Source organism: Streptomyces echinoruber (assembly GCF_014651135.1).
Classification (GTDB): Bacteria; Actinomycetota; Actinomycetes; order Streptomycetales; family Streptomycetaceae; genus Streptomyces; species Streptomyces echinoruber.
In genome coordinates this window covers 1-24,531 of record NZ_BMWH01000009.1, presented here as the reverse complement: position 1 = coordinate 24,531, position 24,531 = coordinate 1, and the positions used below count along the sequence as shown (strand labels likewise).

The following is a 24,531-nucleotide window of genomic DNA, read 5'->3' as shown; positions in this document are numbered from 1 at the left end:
CCGGGCGGGCGGTCATCCGATGCGTTCCCAGCCGCGGCGGGGGGCGCGGGCTCCCAGCCGGGTGTCGCGGCTGCGGTAGACGATGTAGGGGCGGGTCAGATAGCCGACGGGCGCGGTGAGCATGTGGACGAGGCGGGTGAAGGGCCAGGCCGCGAAGAGCAGCATCGCGCTGATCGCGTGCAGTTGGAAGAGGATCGGGGCGCCGGTCATCCGGTCCGGGTCGGGCCGCAGGGAGAAGATCGAGCGGAACCAGACGGAGATGGTCTCGCGGTAGTCGTAGCCGCCGCCGACGAGGTTGGCGGCGACGGTGGCGGCCAGGCCGAGGACGATGGTCGCGGTGAGCGAGGCGTACATCGCCTTGTCGTTGCGGGTGGTGGCGGAGAAGACGGGGCCGACGGTGCGGCGCCGGTAGACGAGGATGGCCAGGCCGCCCAGCGTGCAGACGCCGGCGACGGTGCCGAGGGCGACCGCGGTCGCGTGGTAGGCGTCCTCGCCGATCCCGGCGGCCTCGGTCCAGCTCTTGGGGACGACCAGGCCGCCGATGTGGCCGAGCAGCACGACCAGGACGCCGAAGTGGAACAGCGGGCTGCCGATGCGCAGCAGGCGGTTCTCGTAGAGCTGGGAGGAGCGGGTGGTCCAGCCGAACTTGTCGTAACGGTAGCGCCAGACGTGGCCGAGGACGAACACGGCCAGGGCGAGGTACGGCAGGACGACCCACAGCAGGATGCCGCCGGTACCGGTCCCGGCCGCCGTGGTCAGCGTGTGCGGGGCCGTGGTCGCCGCTTGTGCGGCAGCGGTCATCGGGGACCTCCTGCGGAGTCGGGCACGGGCTGCTCGGGCGGGTAGGGGGCGAGGCCGACCTGCTCCTCCGGCGGGCCCTGGGCGGCCAGGCGGGCGACGGCCTGGTGTTCGTCGCCCGCGAGCGGCGGCAGGGTCGCGGTGACGGAGTCCAGCAGGGCCGCCCAGGGGGAGCCGTCGTCGCGCAGGGCGAGACGCAGCAGTTCCAGGCCGGCGCGGTGCTCGGTGAGGAGGCGGTGGCCGGTGGCCGGTTCGGCGGCGGCGAACTCCAGGACGACGGCGAGGTGGTCGGGCAGTTCGTCGTCACTCAGGCGCCAGCCCGCGGCGGCGTAGGTCTGTTTGAGCCGGAGCAGGGCGATGCCGCGTTTGCGGGTGTCGCCGTGGGCGTAGTACGTCAGGTACGGGCAGCAGCGTTTGCGGTGGTCGAAGGTGGCCACGTACGCGGCCGCCAGGTCGTCGGCCGGGACGTGCTCGGTGCGCGCGGCGAAGTCCAGCAGGGGGCCGGCGACCGCGGGGGGCAGGGCCGTCGCGGCGCGCCGGGCCAGGGCGCGGTGGGCCGGGAGCCGGTCGTCGGGATAGGCCAGCAGGAGGGACTGGGCCTGCCAGGCGTACGGGTGCCACGGCTCGGTGCGGGCGGTGCGCGCGGTCCTCCTTCTCCTGGCTCTCATGGCTTCGGCTCGACCTCCCCGCCTCTGCCGGCGCTGCCGGCGGCGCCGCCGGTGGGCGGCCTGGGCGGGAACAGGCCGGGCGGTGAGCCCTTGCCGTCCCAGTTGAGGAGGTTGACCCGGGTCTCCTTGTCGACCGGCGCGGCGGGGGTGTCGGAGGTCTGCCGGTCGTGCAGGGCCCGGTAGTTCTCGACGGCGATCGGCGCGGCGCCGCCGGAGGATTCGCCGAAGGGCCCCCAGCCGCCCATGCCGGGGCCGCCCTCGCGGTCGAGGCTGCACTCGGTGGCGAGTTCCTCGAGCTGGTGGGCCTGTTCGGCGTGCGCGGGCGGGATGACGTAGCGCTCGTCGTACTTGGCCAGGGCGAGCAGCCGGTACATGTCGTACATCTCCTCCTCGCTCATGCCGACCGCGGCGGGGATGGACGCGTCCGGTTCACGGCCGAGGTTGATGTCGCGCAGGTAGGAGCGCATGGCGGCCAGCCGGCGCAGGACCGCGTCGACCGGGGCCGGGTCGCCCGCGGTGAACAGCTGGGCGAGGTAGTCGACGGGGATGCGCAGCGCGTCGACGGCGGCGAAGAGGGTGCGGTGGTCCTCGGCGTCGTGGCCGGTGTCGCGGACGGCGTCGACGACCGGGGACAGCGGCGGGATGTACCAGACCATGGGCAGGGTGCGGTACTCCGGGTGCAGCGGCAGCGCCACCCGGTAGGTGTTGATCAGCGCGTACACCGGTGAGCGCCGCGCGGCCTCGATCCAGTCGCGCGGGATGCCGGCCCGCTCGGCCTCGGCGGCCACGTGCGGGTCGTGGGGGTCGAGGAAGACCTGGCGCTGCGCCTCGTACAGGTCGGTGTCGTCGGGAGTACAGGCGGCCGGCAGGACGCGGTCGGCGTCGTAGAGGACCAGGCCGATGTAGCGCAGCCGGCCCACGCAGGTCTCGGAGCAGACGGTGGGCAGGCCGACCTCGACGCGGGGGAAGCAGAAGGTGCACTTCTCGGCCTTGCCGGTGCGGTGGTTGAAGTAGACCTTCTTGTACGGGCAGCCTGTGACGCACATCCGCCAGCCGCGGCAGCGGTCCTGGTCGACCAGGACGATGCCGTCCTCGGTGCGCTTGTAGAGGGCGCCGGAGGGGCAGGAGGCCGCGCACGAGGGGTTGAGACAGTGCTCGCAGATGCGCGGCAGGTAGAACATGAAGGTCTGCTCGAACTCCAGCTTGATCTTCTCGGAGACCTCGCGGAGCAGCACGTCCTTCTCGCCGTGCTCGGCGGAGCCGGCGAGGTCGTCGTCCCAGTTCGCCGACCAGGAGATCTTCATGTCCTTGCCGGAGATGAGGGACTTGGGGCGGGCGACCGGGGTGTGTTCCTGCAGCGGTGCGTTGGTGAGCGTCTCGTAGTCGTACGTCCAGGGTTCGTAGTAGTCGTCCAGGGAGGGCAGTTTGGGGTTGGAGAAGATGCTGATCAGTTTCTTCAGGCGGCCGCCGGCCTTCAGGGTGAGCCTGCCGCGCTTGTTGAGTTCCCAGCCGCCCTGCCAGGTGTCCTGGTCCTCGTAGCGGCGGGGGTAGCCCTGGCCGGGGCGGGTCTCGACGTTGTTGAACCAGACGTACTCGACGCCGGTGCGGTTGGTCCACGCCTGCTTGCAGGTGACGGAGCAGGTGTGGCAGCCGATGCACTTGTCGAGGTTCATCACCATCGCCATCTGGGCCATCACGCGCATGTCAGTACTCCACCTCCTGGTCGGTGCGCCGGCGGATGACCGTGATCTCGTCGCGCTGGTTGCCGGTCGGCCCCAGGTAGTTGAAGGCGTACGACAACTGGGCGTAGCCGCCGATGAGATGGCTCGGTTTGATCAGCAGGCGGGTCAGGGAGTTGTGGATGCCGCCGCGGCGTCCGCCGGTCTCGGTGCGGGGGACGTCGATGAGCCGGTCCTGGGCGTGGTGCATGTAGACGGTGCCCTCGGGCATGCGGTGCGAGACGATCGCGCGGGCGGCGACGACGCCGTTGCGGTTGACCGCCTCGATCCAGTCGTTGTCGCGCACGCCGATCTTCGCCGCGTCCTTCGTGCTCATCCAGATCGTCGGCCCGCCCCGGGACAGCGACAGCATGAACAGGTTGTCCTGGTACTCGGAGTGGATGGACCACTTGTTGTGCGGGGTCAGGTAGCGCACGGTCAGGCCGAGCTCGCCCCGTTCGCCGACGCGGGGCTCGCCGAACAGCACGTGCATGTCCAACGGGGGCCGGTAGACGGGGAGTTGTTCGCCCAGAGCGCTGATCCAGTCGTGGTCGAGGTAGAAGTGCTGGCGTCCGGTGAGGGTGTGCCAGGGCTTGAGGCGTTCGACGTTGACGGTGAAGGGCGAGTAGCGGCGCCCGCCGGTCTCCGAGCCGGACCACTCGGGCGAGGTGATGACGGGGACCGGGGCGGCCTGGGTGTCGGCGAAGGTGACCTGCTTGCCCTCGTGTTCGGCGGCCAGGTCCGCCAGCGGGGTCCCGGTGCGGGCCTCCAAGGTGTGGAAGCCCTGGGTGGCCAGGTGGCCGTTGGTGGTGCCGGACAGGGCGAGGATCGCCTCGCAGGCGTGGGCGTCCCGGGCGATCGACGGGCGGCCGTCGGCCACTCCCCCGCGTACGGTGCCGTTCTTGTGCCGCAGGTGGTCCAGTTCCCGGTCGACCGTGAAGGTGATGCCCTTGGTGGTGGCGCCCAGGCTGTCCAGCAGCGGGCCGAGGGCGGCCATCTTCTCGGCGACGGCCCCGTAGTCGCGTTCCACCGTGATCAGCTTGGGCAGGGTGCGGCCGGGCACGGGCTCGCACTCGCCGGCCTTCCAGTCCTTCACGCGTCCGTGCGGGGTGGCCAGTTCGTCCGGGGTGTCGTGCAGCAGCGGGGCGGCGACCACGTCCCGGCGCACGCCCAGGTGCCGGGCGGCCTGGCGGCTGAACTCCCCGGCGAGGGTGTGGAAGGCGTCGAAGTCGGTGCGGGTCTGCCACGGCGGGGCGATCGCCGGGCTGAAGGCGTGGACGTAGGGGTGCATGTCCGTGCTGGACAGGTCGTGCTTCTCGTACCAGGTCGCCGCGGGCAGCACCACGTCGGAGAAGACGGTGGTACTGGTCATGCGGAAGTCGAGGGTGAGCAGCAGGTCGAGCTTGCCGACCGGGGCCTGTTCCCGCCACACCACGTCCCGGGGGCGCGCCCCGGGCGGGGCCTCCTCGGCGCGCAGCGAGGAGTCGGTGCCCAGCAGGTGTGTGAGGAAGTACTCGTTGCCCTTGGCGGAGGAGCCGAGCAGATTGGCCCGCCACACGGTCAGCACTCGCGGGAAGTTCTCCGGGGCGTCGGGGTCCTCGCCCGCGAACCGCAGCCGCCCGGCCTTCAGTTCCGCCACGACGTGCTCGGCCACCTCGCGGCCGGCCCGTTCGGCCTCGTCGGCGAGGTCGAGCGGGTTGCGGTCGAAGGTGGGGTAGGAGGGCATCCAGCCCAGGCGGGCCGACTGCGCGATGACGTCGGCGGTGGCCTTCCCGGCGAACGGGCCGCCGGAGCCGGCGGCGGCGAGGGTGTCGGCGGAGAAGGGGTCGTAGCGGAACTGGTCGCTGTGCAGGTACCAGTAGGCGGTCTGGATCATCTGCCGGGCCGGGCGGTTCCAGTCGGCGGCGGTCGCGATCACCGAGTAGCCGGTGAGCGGCCGGACCTTCTCCTGGCCGACGTAGTGGGCCCAGCCGCCGCCGTTGACGCCCTGGCAGCCGGTCAGCGTGGTCAGGGTGAGGAAGGCGCGGTAGATGGTGTCGGAGTGGAACCAGTGGTTCGTCCCCGCCCCCATGATGATCATGGAGCGGCTGCCGGACTCCTCCGCGTTGGCCGCGAACTCCCGCGCGATCCGGGCGGCCTTCTCCGCCGCGACACCGGTGATCCCGGCCTGCCAGGCCGGGGTGTACGGCTCGCTCGCGTCGTCGTACGACGCCGGCCACCGGCCGGGCAGCCCGGGGCGCGCCACCCCGTACTGCGCCAGCAGCAGGTCGAACACCGTGGTGACCAGCCGTCCGGCCACCCTGCGCACGGGCACGCCCCGCAGCAGCCGGCCCGCGCCGCCGTCGGGTGCGTCGAAGCGCGGCAGTTCCACCGTCACCGGCGCCTCGTCGCCGCCCGCGGCCGACAGCAGCGGGTCGGTGTCGCCGAGGTCCAGGTTCCACTTGCCCGCGCCGCTCCGCGCGAACCGGTCACCGAGAGTGCCGTTGGGGACCACCGGGCGGCCGGTGGCCGCGTCCAGCAGCACGGTGCGGAACTCGGCGTGCTCGGCCGCCGCCTGCTCGCCGCCCAGGTCGGCGGCGGTGAGGAACTTGCCCGGCCGGTGGACGCCCCGCGTTCCCCCGCCGGGTTCGTCGCCCGTGGCTCCCCCGCCGGGTTCGTCGAGCGTGACCAGGAAGGGCAGGTCGGTGTAGCGCTTGACGTACGACAGGAAGCGGTCCGCCTGCCGCTCGACGAAGAACTCCTTCAGGACGACGTGGCCCATGGCCATGGCGAGGGCCCCGTCGGTGCCGGGCCGGGCGGCGAGCCACTCGTCGGCGGACTTCACGTTGTCCGCGTAGTCGGGGGAGACCGCCACCACCTTCTGGCCGCGGTAGCGGGCCTCGGCCATCCAGTGGGCGTCCGGGGTGCGGGTCACCGGCAGGTTGGAACCCCACATGATCAGGTAGCCGGCGTCCCACCAGTCCCCCGACTCCGGCACGTCGGTCTGGTCGCCGAACACCTGCGGGGAGGCGACGGGCAGGTCGGCGTACCAGTCGTAGAACGACAGCATCACCCCGCCCAGCAGCGAGTAGAAGCGCGCCCCGGCCGCGTGCGAGACCATCGACATCGCCGGGATCGGCGAGAACCCGGCCAGCCGGTCCGGCCCGTAGGTCTTGATGGTGTGCACGTGGGCGGCGGCGGCCAGCTCCACCGCCTCCTCCCAACTCGCCCGCACCAGGCCGCCCTTGCCGCGGGCCCGCTTGTAGCGCCGAGCGCGCTCCGGGTCGGAGACGATGTCCGCCCAGGCCGCCACCGGATCGCCCAGCCGGGCCTTGGCCTCCCGGTACATCTGCAGCAGCACGCCCCGCACGTACGGGTAGCGGATGCGGGTCGGGGAGTACGTGTACCAGGAGAAGGCCGCCCCGCGCGGGCAGCCGCGCGGCTCGTACTCCGGGCGGTCCGGGCCCACCGAGGGGTAGTCGGTCTGCTGCGCCTCCCAGGTGATGATGCCGTCCTTGACGTACACCTTCCACGAGCAGGAACCGGTGCAGTTCACGCCGTGCGTGGAGCGGACCACCTTGTCGTGCGACCACCGGTCCCGGTAGAACGCGTCGGCCTGCCGGCCGCCCCTCTTGTGCAGCGAACGCAGGTCGTCGGAGATCTCGGCGCGGGTGAAGAACCGGCGGGAGCGCACCAGGGCGTCCGTCACCTCGCCGTCCAGTCCCGCCCCGCGCATCGCGGGCCCGCCCTCCGGCAGCGGATCGGTCTCGGTGGCCACCGTGCCGCCCTTTCCCGGGCTCGAAGGCCCTCTCGGATACTCGCCCCGGCTCTCCAGGGAACGCCATCCCACGCCTTGCCACAATCGCTGCCTCCCACACCTCCGGTTTTGGATTTCCTCACGGCCCCCGCCGCCGGGCGGGCGGCACTCCGCCCGGCGGCGGGGGCTGCGGCCGGGCGGGTGATCGGGGGCGGGAGGGACGGGAACGGAAGGTCCGGGGGGCGGCGGGGCCAGGCGCGGGACGGCCGAGGACAGGACGGCCGAGGACAGGACGGCCGGGAGCGGGGGCGTCAGGTCTGGGGGACGGCTCCCGGCGCGTGGGTGCCGACCTGGGCGCGCACCGCCTCCACGGCCTCCCACTGCTCGGTGTCCAGCAGCGCCAGGGCGGCGGGGAAGACGCCGTCCTGCTCCTTGAGGATGTGCTCGCGCAGCAGGTTCAGCGCGTCGATCAGCCGGTCCGGCCAGCTCGGGTCGGTCAGGAACGCGCCGTCCGCCTCGGCCAGTACCGCCTCGATACGCCGGTGTTCGTCCTCCAGCGCGGCGATCTTCTCGGGGAACTCCTCGGACATCGCCGGGAACAGTCCGTGCTCCTCCACCCGCGTGTGCGGGTGCAGCACGGCGGCGATCTCACGCGCCAGCCCCGCCATCCGGGCGATCGCGCCGTCCCGCCGGGCGTCCCGGACGTGACTGATGAGACGGACGACCCACTCGTGCTCCTGGGTCAGCTCGTCGATCGTCCGCACCGCCTGGCATCCGCAGTACTCGCACACCGCTCGGCCCTTCCTTCCTGCCCGGCTTTTGCCCGGTTTTTGCCCGGTTTCTGATCGGCTCCTGATCGGTTCCTGCCCGGTTTCCGATCGGTTCCCGCGCGCTTGCCGCTCGGTCACTACTCGGTCACTACTCGGTTGTTGCCCGGTACTTTGTCCCGGTGCCTGCTCGGCTCAGTGCGGCCGTGCCGCGTGACCGCGTGGTGCACGCCGGTGCCGGTGAAGGCCAGCGCCGCGGCCGCCACCGCCGCCAGCAGGAGCAGGCCCACCGCGTACGAGCCGTACGCGCCGTACAGCGCGCCCATCACCAGCGGCGGAACGAACCCGCCCAGGCCGCCGGCGGCACCGACGATGCCGGTGACCGAACCCACCTTGTTCGCCGGGGCCAGCAGCGCCACCAGGGCGAAGACGGCCCCGCTGCCCGCGCCCAGCGCCGCGGCCATGGCCAGGAACGCGAGGGTGCCGACCGGCAACAGGGACAGGCCGAACGACTGCGCGAGGGCACCCGCGACCACCACGGCCAGCGACCCGCCCAGCACCCGCACCGGGCCGACACGGTCCGACAGCCAGCCGCCGACCGGACGCATGGCCACCGCGAGCAGCACGAACCCGGCCATGCGGTTGGCCGCGTCCGCCTGGGTCAGGCCGTAGCCCGTCTTGAGGTAGGTGGGCAGGTAGACGGAGAAGGCGACGTAGCCGCCGAAGGCGACCGCGTACAGCGCGGACGCCTGCCAGGTGACGCCCAGCCTGCAGGTGTCGGCCAGGCGGCGGACCAGCGGCTCGGCGGGCACCGTACGGCCGGGGGCGTCGCGCAGCAGCAGCGCCGCCGCCACCGCGTACCCGGCCAGGACGACGGCGGTGATCCAGAACGGGGTGGCCATACCGCGCGCGCCCACCAGCTTCACGGTGGTCAGGGCGCTGATGGCCGTACCGCCCATGCCGACGCCGAAGACGCCGATGGCGAAACCCCTGCGCGCGGGCGGGAACCACGCGTTGACGAAGGGCACGCCCACGGCGAACGCGGTGCCGCCGACGCCCAGGAAGAAACCGCCCACCAGCAGCTCCGCCAGCGACGAGTGCCCGGCCAGGCCCAGGTAGAGGACCGGCACGATGGTGGCCGCGGAGACCAGCGGGAACATCACGCGCCCGCCGAACCGGTCGGTCAGGGCGCCGACCGGGATGCGGCCCAGCGAGCCGACCACCACGGGCACCGCGACCAGCAGCGACTGCTCGAACGAGCTCAGCTCCAGGCTCTCCTTGAACCGTGGGCCGAGCGGGCTGAGCAGCGCCCAGGCCCAGAAGTTGACGGCGAAGCCGACCGTGGCGAGCGTCAGCATCAGCCAGGCACGGCCCGGCACCGGCTCGCGGGCCGGCGGTGCCGTACCGGAGACCGTCGCGTCGGACGGTGCCGCACCGGACGGCGTCGCGTCGCTTCTCCCAGACCGCTGGAGCACCATGCTGTTCCTCCTGAACGCAGTATCCGGCCGCTCCGTGCGCTCCCGCGCGGCGGCCCGTCCTCCAGGTTTCGCGCTCCGGGGTGGTCATGCACGGGGCCGTCGGTTCCTGGTACCGGCCCGACCGGTCCCGGGCCGGGGGGCCATACGGACCGCTTGCCGGGCGGCGTCCCAGGGCCGATGGGCCCCAAGCCACCGGCACCGGGACCGACGGCTCCGGGGTCGGTCTCCGACCCCAAAGATCCGGACGCGTGCTCCTCGTCCTTCCCGTGCTCCTCGTACCCTTGGTCGGCTGCCGCGGCCGGGCCCGGCGGCGGGTGGGGCTGGTGAGGGCGGGCGGAATGCGTCCGGCCGTCCGGGAACGTGGCAGGCGAGGCGGACGGCCGGGCGGGACCGGTCCGGACCACCTGCCGCGCCCGCGACGGGGGATGGCGGGGGAGACGGCCGCACACGGGCGTGGGGTGCGGTCGCGGTATCCGGAATGTCCCCGAATGCCTTCGCACGCCTCCGGACCGGTCGATGCCGAGCATCCGGCATCGGACGCGTCCGGCGCGGCGGCCGACGGTCCCCTGGGCGGTGGGCCGAGGGTCCCTTGTTCCAGCGGACCCCGCCGGAACAAGGGCGTCAATAACGGTTGCCCATCACGGCACGCACGACGCGTTCCTCCAGTACCGCGCTGCGGGCCTGCGCGGCGGACGTCCCGAGCGTGTCGGCGGGGGCGCGGAGGGAGCCGGGGAGGCCGCGGGAGAGGTGCGGGGGAGCTGCGGTGTGAAGGGCGGTGTTCACGAGGTCTCCCGGGGTGGGTCGGTCTCGCCGCCGGTACGGGACGGACCCCCGCTCCAGGGGACACGAAAGGGCCGTCCGTCCGAACGGCCCGGTCGTGCGCGAGAGGCGGCCGCTCCTACGAGGAGCGCCACCAGCTCAGACACCACCAGAGAGGCATGGACGCGTGGTAACGCCGGCTGCCGTGATCCGGGAGAACCGCACAAGCGAGAAGCAGCGGAAGCCGAGCACGGCGACGGCCCCGCACCCGTCAAGTGGTGGATGCGGGGCCGTCGTTACGCTCAACGCCGGGGCACGCGGCTCACGCGCCCACCTCACCACGCTTCACGGCCGCCACGAACGAGGCCCAGCCACCGGCCGCGAACGTGATCACGGGGCCGTGCGCGTGCTTGCTGTCGCGCACGGGGACAACGGCGTCGAAGTCGTCGGAGACCTCAATGCACGCGCCACCGTCCTGATTGCTGTAACTGCTCTTGCGCCAAGAAGCAGCGCTCAGGTCGACGATCCGCACGGCACTTCCTCCAACTTGCGCAGGATGTACTTCCGCGACTCGGCTGGGGTCAGCGCCAGGTCGCGCACTGAATCGTACGCCTTCTGGAGGCGCACAACCGGCGCTGTTTCTTCGATGAGTTCGCCCCTATAGCCGTTCTCGGTGTAAACCACGGTTCGGCCGTCCGGCAGGAGCAGATACCAGACGTCGAAGCCGAGCAACGCGTGCAGTCCGGCACTGTTCGGCAGCACGTGGACCGTGATGTTGTCGCGGGACGACATCTCCAGAAGGTGCTCCAACTGCGCTCGCCACTCTGCTGCGTCCCGCAGCGGCGTGCGCAACACAGCCTCCGAGAGGATCGTCCGGAACGGCGGCGCATCCTCCCCCTCCAGCAGCTCCCGCCGCCCCATCCGGGCCTTCACCTGCTGCTCCAGCTCGGCCCCCTTGATCCCACCCGCCGCCAGAACCTCCCGCGCGTACCCCGGCGTCTGCAACAGCCCGGGCAGCACGCTCACCGCGAAGTGCCACAGGCTGACCGCTTCCGCCTCCAGCGCCATGTACCGCCGGTAGCGCTCGCGGAACTGCGTATGGTCGCCGGCCGCCAACTCCCAGAGGGCGAGCAGCAGTCCGGGCGTGCCGTAGTGCTGGTCGAGGGCCTGGACGACCTCCGGGCTGCCCAGCGTCTCCTCCTTCTCCATCTTCCCGAACAGCGACCAGTCCCACCCCAGCCGCTCCCCGAGCTGCCGCAGGCTCTCGCCCTTTCCGGCGCGCAGTTGCCGCAGCTCCTCGGCGAACCGTTGGCGTGGTTCCTGGCTGCGGCCCGTGACGAGGCGGCGCTGCGGCAAGGTGACTCCCCTCCGGGGGCCGCCGGTCGTCGTCGGCGCGACGCCCGGCACCCCTTCGTACCCGTGACTTCCACGACCGCACGTGTCCACCGCCCACCGCCCGCTGCGGCTCCTGTGGAACTTGTGGAACGTGCGTCGCCGGGCGGGGAAGGGCACCGCGTCGACGGCACGTCCCGTCCCACCCCGGCTGCATTCTCGTAATGCACCGACTACACACGGTAATTCGCCGTACGTGGCCGCGGTGCCCGAATCACGAAATCGCCCGCTCCGTCTTCCCTCCGAAAGGACATCCACATGTCGAACCCGACCCCCGCCCCCGACTCCTCTCCCGACCGCCCCGCGCTGCCCCGCCGCCCCAAGCCCCGCACTCTCGCCCCCAACCTCCAGGAGGCCCTCGCCGCGCGCGACGCCCTCGCCGACGCGCTCACCCGGGCCGGCATCCAGCTCCCCGCCATGGACGTGCGCACCCCCTGGGGCGACGCGCTCCCCGACGAGCCGGAGGGAGCGGAACCGGCGGACGCCGCCGAGGAGGCCGCGCCGGACGACCGTCGTACTCCCCTCAGTGCCCGGTACGCCCTCGTCCACCTCGGTGTCTGCTCGGCCCCCGTCGCCTTCGCGCTGGCCGCCGTCATCGCCCGGGGCGCCGCCCGGTGACCGCCCCGGACCCCGCCGCCCCCGTGCCCGAATCCGCCCCTCCCCCGCCGCCCGGCACCGCCGTCCGCGACACCGCGTGCGACCGGGTCGGCGTCGTCATGGGCCACCAGGGGCCGTACCTCCAGCTCCGCCCCCTGTCCGGCGGCCGCGAGTGGGACGCCGACCCCGGCGGCGTGCAACCGCTCACTCGGGCGGAACTCCTCCGTGCCCGCCTGGCCGAGGCGAACGCGCGCAGCCGCGCGGCTCTCGACCGCTGACCGGTGCGGCCGGCCGGCCCGCTCCACCACCCCGGGTGAGTTCCAGCCGTGCCCGCACAGCGACCACCGGGCGATCTCGTACAGCGTGGGCTTCGCCCACCCTGCGGCAGGGTGACGCAACCGTCGCTGTCACCCTCAGCCGACGCTTCTACGACTACGACAGGCCGGGCAAGACCGGCACCGCACCACCGGCACCGGCACCGGCACCGCGCATGGTCCGGTCTGCCGGCTCGCTGCACGTGCACGGTCCGTCCGCGGGCCGGACGGACGGAACGAGCGACCGGCACGCGGGGGTGCACACGGTCTTCGGACACCTTCAGAACGACGCCTCTTTGAGGGAGTGGTTCCGCGCCCGGGCCCCCATCTCGTCCCAGAACCTGAGCAGGTTCTTCACCGGGACCTTGCGCTGCCACCGTGCCCGCCGGCGGAACCTGAGGAAGCGCCATGCCTGGAACTGCAGCGGGCTGAGCAGTGAGCTCTGCTGGATGCAGAACAGCTCATTCAGTTCGGTGCGGCACTGGGGCCCCTTGGGCGGATACGGGCAGAACTCGAATGGGCAGCCGTCGGCGCAGTTGGAGCCGGGCAGCGAGCACGGAGTCTCCCCGACGAGTGCCTGCAACGGATTGAGCGGGGTACGGTCCCTGGCCAGGCACGGGGGAAGGCGGTTCTGCTCACCGGAGTACGCGTGTTTCAGACGGAGCAGCGCGTCCTTCGGCCGATCGCCCCGCTCCTCGGTGAGGATCAGCAGGACCAGTACGTCGGCGAGCAGTTGCTGCGCGTCGGGGTCCAGCGTGCTCCAGCCCCTGGAGGGCGGGATCCACAGGTTGTGCATCCGCTGCTCCCCCGGTGAGCTGGTCTCGGATCCGATCTGTGAGGCCGTGCCGACCTCGTCGATCCACAGGAACCGGTCCGGACGCCGGGTCTGCAGGGCTTGACGCGCCAGCTTGCCCGCTGCTCCGACCAGCGGATGCTCCTCATGGCGCTTGCGCCGGCCGACGGGGTCGGCCCCCTGTTCCAGCCACTGCCGCATCTGCCGGGCCGGACGGGCACCGTGGCCGTGCCGGGGCTGCCGCTGTGTGATGTCGTCCGGAAGGGCCCACAGGGTCAGGGCGTGCAGCAGGACGAGCCGGGCGAACCAGTAGCGGGTGTATTTGAGCATCTTCCAGGCCTGCTCGTTGAGGAAGTCGCGGGCCCTGGCGGGTTCCGTCGGGGGCGTGCGGTGGTTCGCGGCCTGCCGGAAACCCTGGGCGAGCGCGACCTGCTGCCTGAGGTCGACCCGCCCGTCCCGCAACCGCTCCATCCACCAGGAGAGCAGTTCGTACGGAGTGCTCCGGTGCGGCGTGAACGAGCAGGAACGGACCAGCATCGGAGCGAGCCAGGCCCGCATGATCTCCTTCCGGTGCTCTCTTTCCTCGGCCTCCCGCTCTCTCTGCTCCGCGGCTTCCTCGTCGCGCTGGTGCTTGCTGAGCCGGCGCGCACGCTCCTTCCGCAGCAGCCGCTCGGTCCTCGTGGTTCCCGGCGCGGAGGGAGGGCCGTCCGCTTCGCACGTCCCGGGGGACCCGGATGTGGACCTGCTGACCGCTTCGCTCGCGCCGGGACGGTAGGAGAAGGCGTAGAAGACGTCGTCGACGTTCATTCCGGTGGGAAAGAACTCCGCCTTGCCCCCGGCGGGAACGGAAGCGCCGGCCGATGTTCTGAAGAGTTCGCGCTCAAGGGTGCGGTAGGCGTCGTCGCCGCCCTCACCGATCGCCTGAGCGATGGTGAACCGCACGCTGTGGGAGGGCTCCTTGCCGGTGATCTCGAACAGGTGGGCGTAGGCGGTCTCGCCCTGGACCTCTTGCACGTCCCAGGGCGGCAGCGCGTGCCGTTTGCTCAGCAACCGACCGGTCGCGCCGATCCGCTGGATCAGCGCCTTCTTCGGGGCGTCGAGCTTGCGGTCGTTGTAGACCTGCAGTTTTTCCCAGCCATCGCGGACGGTCTGGACGATGTCGTGGTGCCTCGGCCGGTGGTGGAAGCTGTCGACGTCCAGTGCGGCGGAATACAGCTCCAGAGCCCTGATCTTCGGGTCCTGCTCGATGTCACCGCTCCCCGCATCGTCCCGCCCCGCACCGGCGGCCTGCGCGGAACCGCCCTGCAGCGCTCTGCCCGCGGCCTCCTCGAGCCGGTCCCGCACGATGCCGATCGGGCAGTCGTCGATGCCGTGCGCGTCGGTGCCGTGCGCATCGGAGCCGTGCCCGTCGGCGCCGTGCGTGTCGGAGCCGTGTTGGCCGTGGTTTCCCTTGAGCGCTTCCATCGACCGCGAGTAGAACACGAGCGCCATGGCGAGTTCCCGGCCCGGGCGTTGGAGCGCCTGACCGAAATAGGCTTCCTCGACAGAGGGGGCGGACGGGGCCGGCACGGGCTGGGGATCGTTCGGGGGCCGTCCTCCCGCGGGGGCGGTCGATGACGCCGCGGCCACCGCTTCGGACCGCGGTGGGCGTACGGTCTCCTCGCAACGCACCAGTGCGTCCATGTACCGGGAGGCAAGGTAGGCCTGCAGAACACTGTGATGGAACCTGACGCCCTCGCCCTGCTCCTCCACCAGCCCCAGGCGGCTGCCCCAGCTGCCCGCCAGACGCTCGTCGAAATTCCCGGCCGGGCCGTCACCGGCGTCGCACCCGTCTGCAACGGACTCCAGACGTTTCCGCAGCCGGGCGCGCAAAGCTCCTACGACCAACGCCTCCCCGGTTCCGCCGCTCCCACCACTCACGCCGCCCTCACCGCTCGCGTCGGCGGCGGCTGCGGGCGTCGCCGTCAGGGCGCCGTAGCCGGCGTACGTCGAGTTGGTGTGCAGTGCCGCGCAGGCGAGGACCGACAGGTACTCGACGGTCGTGAAACGTCCCTTGTAGGAGAGGGGCTGCTCGGGGTAGAGGTGGCCCTTGACCAGCGCCTGGATCCAGGCGTCCAGCAGGTCGTAGCGCAGCGTCCACACGTCCTGGTCGCGCGGATCGCATTTCTCGTCCTCTCCACCTCCCACGATCGGCTCGAGCAGGCCACGGAGTTCGAGGTCCTTGGCGATGTTGAGATAGATCGGGGACTCGGCGATCTCAGCCGCCTCCACCACCCAGTCCATGCGCTGCCTGTTCGACCGCCAGTTGCTGCCTTCGGCGACGTACCGGAGCGCCGCCTCCTCGCTCAGCGGCTCCAGAACCGTCTGAGCCGCGTCGATGGCCTCCAGTGATTTCTGCGGCCTGGACGTCATGACCAGCGGGAGCTTGGCCTCCCGGGCGTCGTTGATGGCTTTCCGGATCTTGTTGTCGCGGTCATCGGCGCCTTTCAGGGCCTCCTCGAGTCCGTCCGCCAGTACGACGGCCCGGTCCTGGGTGTGGCGCAGCCGCTGCCAGATCTTCTCCGCCTCGCTCCTGGAGGAGACCCATTCCAGCACCTCGGCACAGAACTTTCTCGCGGCGAGCTTCGAGAAGTTGAACTCCCTGACATCGCGGACATCGCGCAGTTGCAGCACCACGGGCACGACACCTTTTCGGGCGAGACGCTGGGTGAGGCGCACGAGCAGGGCCGTCTTTCCGACACCGAGGGTGCCGACAATCACATGGGGACGGCGCTGGCGACGGTCCCGAAGATCATTCATCAGGGCGTCGCACAGCTGATCGCGTCCCACCACTTCGCCGATGATGCTGCCCGGTTTCACCAGCTCGCCAGGAAACCGCTTCGCCTTGCGCAGGTAGTAGGAGCGGGCTCGCCGGAAGCGCCAGAAGATGAACCACACCGTCGCGATCACGGCCGTGGACGACAGACCGATGGCGGCCAGCGCGCCCTGCCAACTGTTGAACGAGTATATTTTTTTCGGCGCCACGAAGCTGTACACGATCAACAGCAGGTACATCGCGGAAAGCGCGAGGTAGACCGCGTTCACCAGCCAGGTCCGGGGCCGCCACCAGTGACGCGCCCTTCGCTCCCCCTTTTTCACCAGCCACCCATTACGGCCCCTGCGCCACAGGGCCACAGCCGGCCAGCTCGCCCGGAACCACAACCGAGCCCACATCCCCGCTGGACGGGGACCGGGCGGGCCGTGCTTCTTGGTTTCGCCACCAGAACTCATGAGCGCTCTCCACTCCAGAGGACGGGCACCCGTTCCGAGGGCTGGATATTTACACGTCACGGCCACGCAATGGCGTCGCCATAAGCGTTTCCGGAGGAAAGTTGCGCACTGCCGCGTCAGCGTGGAGCTTTCCCTCGAGTGAACACTCCGCGTTGAGCCGCCGGAAATCGAGGGTGAGAGTCTCCTGTGCCCGCCATCGCATTATCGGCTTTTTTCCGTGTTATCACGGAGACCTCGGACACGCAAAGGATCATCGAGCTTCTTCAGCGGTGCCGCTCCGGGGTGAGGACGACCTGGACGATTGACGTGCGTCGGTTCGGGCCGCAGCGTGCCCCGCGGAAGATCCTCCTTTGCTCGAGCCGGGTGAAGGCACGCCCGACCGGGCTGCGGAGCCGACAGTGCGCCTTGTCGTCGCCGCTCCGGCAGGCGGCGAGGCCGCGTCCGCGGTACCGCTTGTAAGGCTCAGTGACCTTTTTGCAAGGCTCAATGATCTTTTGCCATGGGCTCGCCATCAACGACGCCTCGTTGGAGCGGCCGTCCCTGAAGTCGATCGGGAGTTCCGGCGGCAACGCACCGCCAGGGCGAGGTGCCGCGGCGTCTCGGTCGCGCGCTTTCAGGAGTTCTCGTCGCCCCGGTCTCCGGGGGACCGCTCGTCGAGTCCTGCGACGAGGGCCGAGGCGATGAGGGCGACGGTGCGGTCGTCGTCGTGGGCCAGCCGACGCAGGACCTCCCGCGCGGTGGTCCCCGGCAGTTCGACCAGCGCCTGGGTCAGGCGTACCCGCGTCGCACAGTCCGCGGTGGGCGCGGCGAGTTCGTCGGCCAGCGCGGTCACGATCCGGTCCGCGCACCCGGGGTTGCGGGCCAGCGTTCCCAGGACCTCCGCCGCTTCGACGTCGTGGGAGCCCTCGACCACCATGCCGACGAGTGCCGGCACGGCCGCGGTCACGCCACGCCTGCCCAACGCCAGAGCGGCATGCCCGCGCACCGTCGTGTCCGGGTCCCCGAGCGCGTCCGCGAGCACCGCGGTCGCACCCGGGGCGTCGGGCATCTCGGCGATCGCCAGCACAGCGCGCCGCCGGATGCCGGCGTCCTGCGACCGCATGCCGGCGGCCAGTGTCGCCAGGCCGTCACCGCCCGAACGGGCGAGTGCCCAGCGCAGGGCACCCGCGACGTTGGGGTCGGATTCGGCCAGGACCGCCCCGGCCAGCAGCCCGGCGGAAGCCGGCCCGCCCTCCGGCCGGGCCAGCACGGCCTGCTGCCTGCGCGCGGCACTGGCCGAGCCGAGTCCTTGCATGAGTTCGACGATGCGCAGGACCTCCTGCCAGTCGGCGGGCGCCGACGCATCGATCGCGCGGAGCCGCTCGAGCAGCTCCTGTTCCCGCCTCAAGCGGTCCTCCGTCCACCGGACAAGATCGCTGACCAGGGCGGACGGGGTAAAGGCCGGGTCCTCCAGCGCGCGCCCGATCTGCTTGAGCGACAGCCCGAGGGACCGCAGGCTCTCCACGTGGAAGATCCTGCGGACGTCCTCGGCGGAGTACTCGCGGTAGCCGCCGACGGTGCGACCGCTCGGTCGCACCAGCCCGAGGGCGTCGTAGTGCCGGAGCATCCGGGTGCTCACCCCGGAGCGGCGGGCCACATCACCGATCAGCAATCCATGGCCTCCTCGGTCCGGGCGGTCTCCGACATCCGGCCAGTCTGCGACATCCGGCCAGTCTGCGGCATCTGACCGGCCTGCGGCATCCGGGCAGTCTCAGACGTCGGGGCAGTCTCAGACGTCGGGCCGGTCTCCGGCGTCTCGGCGGCTCCCGACGCAGCCGCGGCGGCAGCGTCGGCAACGTCGTCGGCGGCAGCGGCTCGTTCCGGGCCGAGGGCGACGACTCGCTTCGCCTCCTCGACGGCCGCGTCGAACCCGGCCTCCGGGTTCTGCCGGAGCAGTTCGGTGGCACGGGCGTGCGCGGCCACCGCCGGGTCGGGGTTCGCCGCGGCCTTCTCCAGAGCGGGCCCGGTCACGTCACCGAGGTCGACGAGGGCCCGGCTCAGGCTCAGTTGCACCGTGCGGTCACCGCGGCCGAGCTGCCTGACCAGTTCGTCGGCCAGGCCCTTCTCCTCACCCTCGGGGACGAGGACGACCGCGGCGCGCCACGCGGTCCGCGCGACCTCGTCGTCGGCGTCGCGCAGCATGTCGCGCGTGATCCAGGCCCATGCGCGCTTGTCACCGATCTTGGAGAGGGTGTGCAACGCCTGGCTGCGGGCCTGAGCGCGCTCGGAGTCGAGTTCCCGGCGTATCCGGGGCAGGGTGATCTCCGGCGGGAGGCGGGTCAGCGCCCAGGACAGCATGTCCCGCACGAAGAAGTCCGGCTCGACCGCGCACCGCTCGACGAGCGTCTCCAGGAAGCCGGGGTCGGGGTGCGAGCCGGCCGCCAGGGCCGCCTGGAGCCGGACCGACGGGTCCTCGGCGCTCAATGCTTTGGCCACACGGGTGTGCTGCGGGGTTCCGTTGGTCGTGTTGATCGGGACCACCTCCCGCACCCAGGGGACACCTTGCCAACGTGTCAAGGTCAAGCCCGTGACCGGCGGACCGGAGGATCCGCCGGTCACGGGGCGGCACGGGCGCTCTCCGATCCGCGCGACTCCCTGTGATCGCCCAGGACGGCCGACGGATGGTCGCCCCCTGCGATCCGTTGCCGCCGCCCGCCCGGCAGGTCATGCCCCCGTCCGAACCCCCATCCGAATCGGTCCGTGCTGTCGGTCCTCAGGGCCCCAGTCGGCGTCCCCAACTAGGCTCCGGGCCGACCAGAGCGACAGAGGCCCTCGAAGCGCCACCACCCCGACCTCGCATGAAAGCTGAGGTCAACCGATCCCATAGAGGCCCGGCAGGTCGACCAGGAGCAGATCGTCGCGGCGGGCTGCGGACTCGATCAGGTCCGGGTAGAACCCGTGCAGGGAGAACAGGGCCAGGGTGGTGCCCGTGGTGTCGTAGCCCTGGTCGGTGAGCAGGGTGCGGATGCGTTCCAGGCGTTGCAGGTCGCCGGTGCCGCGGCGGGCAGCGGTGGCCTTGGCCTCGCCGAGGAGGGCGATCCGGGCGCGGGGAGCCTGCGGGCGCTCGCCCAGGGCCAGAGCGATGACATCGACCTCGTGCTTGGTGCGGGCCGCGGGGTCCGCCACCTCAGTGGTGCCGACCGGGCCGAGTGGACCGCCGGGAAGCAGGGTGTGCGCGTATCGGCGGGTGAAGGCGCGGGCGAGGTCCTCGAAGTGGGGGCCGAGGATCTTGGAGTTGAAGGTCGGCGCGGCGGCCTGCCACGCCTCTTCGGCGAAGCCCTGTTCGATGGCGGCCGCCTGGGGGAGCGTGATCAGCTGGTTGAAGCGGATGACGGGGTCGGCCAGGGTGATGACCGGGTGGCGGGGACGCAGGATGTCCTGCTCGCGCTGGATGTAGCCTGTGGACTCCAGGACGCCGAGCGGGTGGGTGACTGCGTTGCGCTGCCGTTCCAGGGCCGCGCCGATCTTGGTGGGGGTAGTGGCGCCCTGGGCGATCGCGGTGAGGATGTCGTAGTAGAGGGTGTGCTGGGTGATCCGGGGATCCTCGCGCAGCAGGTACTCCGTCTCCGTGCGCGAGTACACTGCCCGCCCCGGGTCCAGGAGTGTCCGCGTCAGCCAGGAGGCGAAGCCTTCGTTCGGATGCGGGCGGGCCGCCACCGACCGGTAACCGGGAGCGCCACCGAGGACGGCGTGCACCTGCAGGGCGGTCAGTGGGTCGTCGATCTGCCAGAACGCACGGCTGGCCCGGTAGTCGAAGGCCCCCAGCCTCAGATCGATCACCGCACGGCCGCGCAACGGCTTCGTTCCCGACAGCAGTTCGTGCATGACGCTCATCGCGGACCCGCACAGGATCACTCGCGCTCCGGGTCCGGCCCCCGTGCCCCGCTGGCGCTCGTCGTAGAGCTGCTGGAGCAGGCCGGGGATCTCGGGAGAATGCTGGAGGAGATACGGCAACTCATCGATCACCAACAGCGGAGTCCGTGAACGCGCGATGACGTCAAGGGCGTTGGACAGGACGTCCCGCCAGTCGGCCAACCGCAGCGTGCCGGGCCGCAGACCTGCGTGCGCCGCGATGGCGTCGCTGAACCGCCGGATCGCCGGCAACCGTCCCTCCTCCCGCACCGCGGTGACGTACAGCCCCCCGACCCGCTCCGACAGCGCCTGCAGAAGATACGACTTCCCGTGCCGCCTGCGCCCCGACACGATCCCCAGGCGCATCGCCGGATCCGGGTCCGTGACGAACTCGGTGAGCAGGACCCACTCACGGTCACGGTCGACCACATCATCGGGTTTGGCGAGCGTGTTCTCGTCCACCGGAACTCCTACCAGCTGGATCGACCACATTCTGTCTAAGTCTACTTAGACAGAATTCGTCCAGCTCAACCTTCCCCATGGCCGGGAACAGAAGTCACCGGCGGTGACCGTCGCAGAGCCGTGTCAGCGGCTTCCGGCGAGGCTGTCACGGGCCTCGCAACACACCGATCCAGGCGGCCTTGCCTACGGGAGTCGAGTGTCATATGAGCGCCGAGAGTCCCCGGCGGCCAGGCATCACGCAGCCGCCCCTCTCCGTCGCCCCAGCACGAATCCACAGGTGAGGCGGGTCCGAAGGGCTCGGCCTGCTGGATATCGCGGAACAGGCCGAGACCCGCCGGCGCCCCTGCTGAACCGCAGGTCGGGAAGCCTTCGCCGCAAGTTCAAGAATCGTCACGCACTCCATGTGGCGCGTCACGGAAAACACGTCAGGAGGCACGGAGAGAGGAAAAAATGCAGATCAGCACGCTTTGCGGTGTTCGGGCGGCCGGCGAGGTACTGGAGCGCCACACGAGCGTCACAAGGCGGCAGGCTTCTCCAGGCTCAAACCCGACAGGTCACCTGCACGAATGGCTGGTCTCAAACGCTCACGTTCGCGCGTGACACCCGGACGCAGGCCGTGCCTCGGACCGGGCCGGCATGACGGGCAGCCACTATGACGGGCAGCCACTATTCGGAGTCAGGGTGCATCTGCACCCACCGGCCGTTGATGAACTTCATCTCCACACCGTAGAACGGCTGGGGCGGGGGAACCGGCCGCTTGCCGCGGTGTGACGCTGTCGGCCGCTTGGGGCGGCCGGCGGGCTGCACCTTCGCGGCCCCGGCTTCATTTTCGCGTCACGCTTCCGCAACGCTTCGATTTTTCTGAGGAGTTCGGCGCGGCTGATGTCTTTCGGCGCCCGTGCCCGGGTGAGACCGGGCGGAGCCGCCGAACGGGCCGGCGAGCGATCCGTGGCCGACCGGCAGGCGCGGTGCACCGGCTGTCCGTTCGCGGCGAAGACGAGCTTCTTCCTGGCCACCGGCAGACGGCATACCGCACAGCGCTTGAGCGCGGGCTTGGACCCGAACGTGTCGGACACGATCCCCCCGGATGGTGATGCCTTGGTGGGACAGCAGGATAGGCGCGCTGATGACAGCTCGGGAGAGTTCGGGCGAAAACCGTTGTCCTGCTTGGGAACGCTCCTTGTCTCCGCGGAACGGTGAGTTCGCAGCGGCTACGACCGCACGCCGCGGGAGGCAGGGCCGACCGACCACGCGGCCGTGCCCCTCGTTCGGACGCTGTAAATCCCATCAGCCACACCTGTAACAACCCTCGGCGTTTCGGTCAGCCTCGGTCGCGCCGAAGGCCGTGCGGCCCCGCAACCGTGCGGTCGAGCCCCCTGAATTCCGGGCCTGCGCCGCGACCGGAATCGAGCGTGTTCGATTCGCTCCCGGCCTCGTTGAGCCAGGCACCGCCGGACCATCCAGGTGCGGCGCCGACCCGAAGGAGGGATGCAGGTGCCTCTGACCGCCACCTCTGCCGAAAGTTCCGAAACGCCTCCCCCACCGCCGCCGGCCAGCATCGTCTACGAGGGCAAGTTCGGTAAGAACCCGCTGGAGGAAGCCGGTTTCCGCACGATGTGCGCCCGTCTCCCCTCGGTCCTCGGGGACACGGCGCGCATGGCGTGGGCCGTCGACCGGCGCGGGGTCGTCCTGCTCCTGGCCTGCCAGGTCCTCACCGGCATCGCGGCCGCCGTCGTCCTGGGCTTCACCGCGAAGGCCATGACGCGCATCCTCGGCTCCGGCACCGTGACCGAACGCCTGCACACCGCCCTGCCCGCCCTGGCGGTCGTCACGGCCGCGGCGGCGATCGGCCGGATCAGCGGCACCCTGGCCTCCTACGCCGACGGCCGGATCACTCCCCGCCTGGTCACCGAGGCCGACGTCGCCCTCGTCTCCGCGGTCTGCCGTGTCGAAGCCGCCGCGTACGGGGAGGACGGATTCACCGACCGGCAGGAGGCCGCGGAGGTCGGCGTCACCCGCACCACGATGATGGTCAAGGACGCCCAGCGGTTCATGGCCGCCCTCATCCGCATGGTCGCCGCGGCAGGCGTGATCACCGCCCTGCACTGGCTGATGCTTCCGCTGCTGCTGCTCGCGGTGCTCCCCGCCGGCGCCGGGGCCGTGCTGTCCGCCCGCGTCGACTACGAGACCCACTACGCCAACGTCGGCGACCGCAACGTCCGCGGCATGATGCGCTGGTGGGCCACCTACTCCCGCCACGGCGACGAGGTCCGCGCCAACGGCATGACCGGCTACCTCATCTACTGGTACCGCGCCCTGTCCGAACGCGTCGACCGGCGCACCCTGACCGCGGCTCCGCGCATGCTCCGCATCGTCCTGGCGACCTCCGCCGTCGGCGGCCTGTTCCTCCTGCTCACCTGGGCGGCCCTGGCCTGGCTCGCCGCCACCGGCCGCATCGGCCTGCCGGTCGCCGCCACCGCCGTGGTCGGCGTCCAGACGGCACTCGCCGCGCTGGCGCAGGTCGTCCTCCACGGCGCCGCCCTGTTCCACACCTCCCTCTACCTCGCCGACATGCGCTCCTTCCTCGACACCGCCGCCGAACGGGCCCCCAAACGCGGCAAGGCGACCATCCCGGAGCAGGTGGAGGAGATCCGTCTCGACGAGGTCGTCCACCAGTACCCCGGCAAGGACGAACCCGCCGTGGACGGTGTCTCCCTCACCCTGCGCCGCGGTGAGATCCTCGCCGTCGTCGGCGAGAACGGCTCCGGCAAGTCCACCCTCACCAAGCTCATCACCGGCATCCTGCTCGCCGACAAGGGCCGCGTCCTGTGGGACGGCATCGACCTGGCCGGCGCCGATCCCGAATCGGTGTGGAAACGCACCGCGCTGGTGCCGCAGAACTTCGCCTGCTGGCCCCTGCGCGCCCGGGAGAACATCACCCTCGGCCAGCCCCGCACCTTCGACGACGGCCCCGTGTGGGACGCCGTCGACGCCGTCGGCATGCGCGAAGCCATCGAGAAGCTGCCCCACCGGCTCGACACCCTCCTGGCCCGCGAACTCTTCGGCGGCGCCGAACTGTCCGGCGGGCAGTGGCAACGCCTGGTGTGCGCCCGCGCCCTGTACCGCCGTACCCCTCTTCTCATCCTGGACGAGCCGACCTCCCAAATGGACCCCCGCGGCGAGCACCGGATCTTCCTGGAGATCAAACGCATCGCCGCCGAGCGGATGACCATCGTCGTCACCCACCAACTGGAGAACACGCGCCTGGCGGACCGGATCGTGGTCATGCGGCACGGCCGGATCATCGAACAGGGCCGGTACGACGACCTCGTGAACGCCGGCGGCCTCTTCGCCGAGCTCGTGGCCCTCGCCAAGGACCGCTGACCTCCGCCCCCCGACACCTCCGACACCCCTGGCACCCCGCACCCACCAGCACCACATCCCCGTTCCGGCAACAAGAATCGAGACGCACATGACCGACAGTTGGCAGACCGTCGCCCGCCTCGCGGACCACCTGGAAGACCACTCCACGCTCCCCCGCGCACAGCGCGTCCTCCTGCAACTCCTCAAGATCCAGGAGGAAGCCGGCGAGGTCGCCGAAGCCGTGATCGGAGCGATGGGCCAGAACCCTCGCAAGGGCCACTCGCACACCTGGCAGGACGTGGAGGCGGAAGTCTGCGACGTCATCGTGACCGGCATGGTGGCCTTGACGCGTATGAACCCGGACGCTCCCGCCGTGTTCGCCCGGCACCTGGAGCGCATCGCCGCACGAGACCTGCACGAAGCCGAGGCCGCCACCCAGTAGGCGGCTCCCGATCCTCCCGATCCTCCCGCTGCTCCGCCGACGCCCACCCCTGCGGAGGCGCCCGCCGGCGCGCCACGCCCGCC

General features: G+C 71.2%; 16 protein-coding genes and 1 pseudogene. 4 read left to right on the top strand and 13 right to left on the bottom strand.

All coding sequences use genetic code 11. From position 1 onward, the window contains the following. Nucleotides 1–12: 12 nt before the first annotated feature. From narI to IE225_RS13480, 9 genes are all read right to left on the bottom strand, one after another. Nucleotides 13–801, bottom strand: coding sequence for a respiratory nitrate reductase subunit gamma (gene narI / locus IE225_RS13520; protein WP_190057717.1), 789 nt, complete (start codon nt 799–801; stop codon nt 13–15). Next, entirely contained in the window at nt 798–1,466 is a 669-nt protein-coding gene (gene narJ / locus IE225_RS13515; protein WP_190057716.1) for a nitrate reductase molybdenum cofactor assembly chaperone, read from the bottom strand. Before narJ ends, narI begins: the two co-directional genes overlap by 4 nt. After that, entirely contained in the window at nt 1,463–3,169 is a 1,707-nt protein-coding gene (gene narH / locus IE225_RS13510) for a nitrate reductase subunit beta (protein ID WP_190057715.1), read from the bottom strand. Before narH ends, narJ begins: the two co-directional genes overlap by 4 nt. A 1-nt stretch (nt 3,170) precedes the next feature. Then, a complete protein-coding gene (locus tag IE225_RS13505; protein WP_190057815.1) occupies nt 3,171–6,899 on the bottom strand; it encodes a nitrate reductase subunit alpha in 3,729 nt (1,242 codons plus the stop codon). A gap of 332 nt (nt 6,900–7,231) precedes the next feature. Beyond that, the gene (locus IE225_RS13500) at nt 7,232–7,711 is read right to left on the bottom strand and encodes a hemerythrin domain-containing protein (protein WP_190057714.1); all 480 of its coding nucleotides are present in this window, start codon (nt 7,709–7,711) and stop codon (nt 7,232–7,234) included. A gap of 116 nt (nt 7,712–7,827) precedes the next feature. Then, on the bottom strand, nt 7,828–9,045 hold the full coding sequence (locus tag IE225_RS13495) for a nitrate/nitrite transporter (RefSeq protein WP_190057814.1): 1,218 nt from the start codon (nt 9,043–9,045) through the stop codon (nt 7,828–7,830). A gap of 741 nt (nt 9,046–9,786) precedes the next feature. Next, a complete protein-coding gene (locus IE225_RS13490) occupies nt 9,787–9,948 on the bottom strand; it encodes a hypothetical protein (protein ID WP_190057713.1) in 162 nt (53 codons plus the stop codon). 298 nt (nt 9,949–10,246) lie between these two features. Further along, the gene (locus IE225_RS13485; protein WP_190057712.1) at nt 10,247–10,456 is read right to left on the bottom strand and encodes a DUF397 domain-containing protein; all 210 of its coding nucleotides are present in this window, start codon (nt 10,454–10,456) and stop codon (nt 10,247–10,249) included. Further along, nucleotides 10,438–11,280 (bottom strand): helix-turn-helix domain-containing protein, encoded by an 843-nt coding sequence (locus IE225_RS13480; protein ID WP_190057711.1) that lies wholly within the window; start codon nt 11,278–11,280, stop codon nt 10,438–10,440. Before IE225_RS13480 ends, IE225_RS13485 begins: the two co-directional genes overlap by 19 nt. A 294-nt stretch (nt 11,281–11,574) precedes the next feature. Between IE225_RS13480 and IE225_RS13475 the strand changes: the two genes are divergently transcribed. After that, a complete protein-coding gene (locus tag IE225_RS13475; RefSeq protein WP_190057710.1) occupies nt 11,575–11,934 on the top strand; it encodes a hypothetical protein in 360 nt (119 codons plus the stop codon). Continuing rightward, a complete protein-coding gene (locus tag IE225_RS13470; RefSeq protein WP_373303182.1) occupies nt 11,931–12,191 on the top strand; it encodes a hypothetical protein in 261 nt (86 codons plus the stop codon). Before IE225_RS13475 ends, IE225_RS13470 begins: the two co-directional genes overlap by 4 nt. Before the next feature lie 316 nt (nt 12,192–12,507). Here the strand turns inward: IE225_RS13470 and IE225_RS13465 are convergent, their stop codons facing one another. From IE225_RS13465 to IE225_RS13450, 4 genes and pseudogenes are all read right to left on the bottom strand, one after another. Next, complete coding sequence (locus tag IE225_RS13465) at nt 12,508–16,104, bottom strand: NACHT domain-containing protein (RefSeq protein ID WP_190057709.1); 3,597 nt, start codon at nt 16,102–16,104, stop codon at nt 12,508–12,510. Nucleotides 16,105–16,903: 799 nt separating this feature from the next. Beyond that, nucleotides 16,904–17,941, bottom strand: a complete 1,038-nt coding sequence (locus tag IE225_RS13460) for a MerR family transcriptional regulator (protein ID WP_190057708.1) — start codon at nt 17,939–17,941, stop codon at nt 16,904–16,906. A gap of 164 nt (nt 17,942–18,105) precedes the next feature. Further along, nucleotides 18,106–18,819: pseudogene (locus tag IE225_RS13455) on the bottom strand (HEAT repeat domain-containing protein); the annotation flags it as partial. A gap of 321 nt (nt 18,820–19,140) precedes the next feature. Further along, nucleotides 19,141–20,673, bottom strand: a complete 1,533-nt coding sequence (locus IE225_RS13450; protein WP_373303181.1) for an AAA family ATPase — start codon at nt 20,671–20,673, stop codon at nt 19,141–19,143. A 1,458-nt stretch (nt 20,674–22,131) separates the two neighbouring features. Between IE225_RS13450 and IE225_RS13445 the strand changes: the two genes are divergently transcribed. After that, nucleotides 22,132–24,027, top strand: a complete 1,896-nt coding sequence (locus IE225_RS13445; RefSeq protein WP_190057706.1) for an ATP-binding cassette domain-containing protein — start codon at nt 22,132–22,134, stop codon at nt 24,025–24,027. Nucleotides 24,028–24,115: 88 nt separating this feature from the next. Beyond that, nucleotides 24,116–24,448, top strand: a complete 333-nt coding sequence (locus IE225_RS13440; RefSeq protein ID WP_190057705.1) for a MazG-like family protein — start codon at nt 24,116–24,118, stop codon at nt 24,446–24,448. Nucleotides 24,449–24,531: the final 83 nt, after the last annotated feature.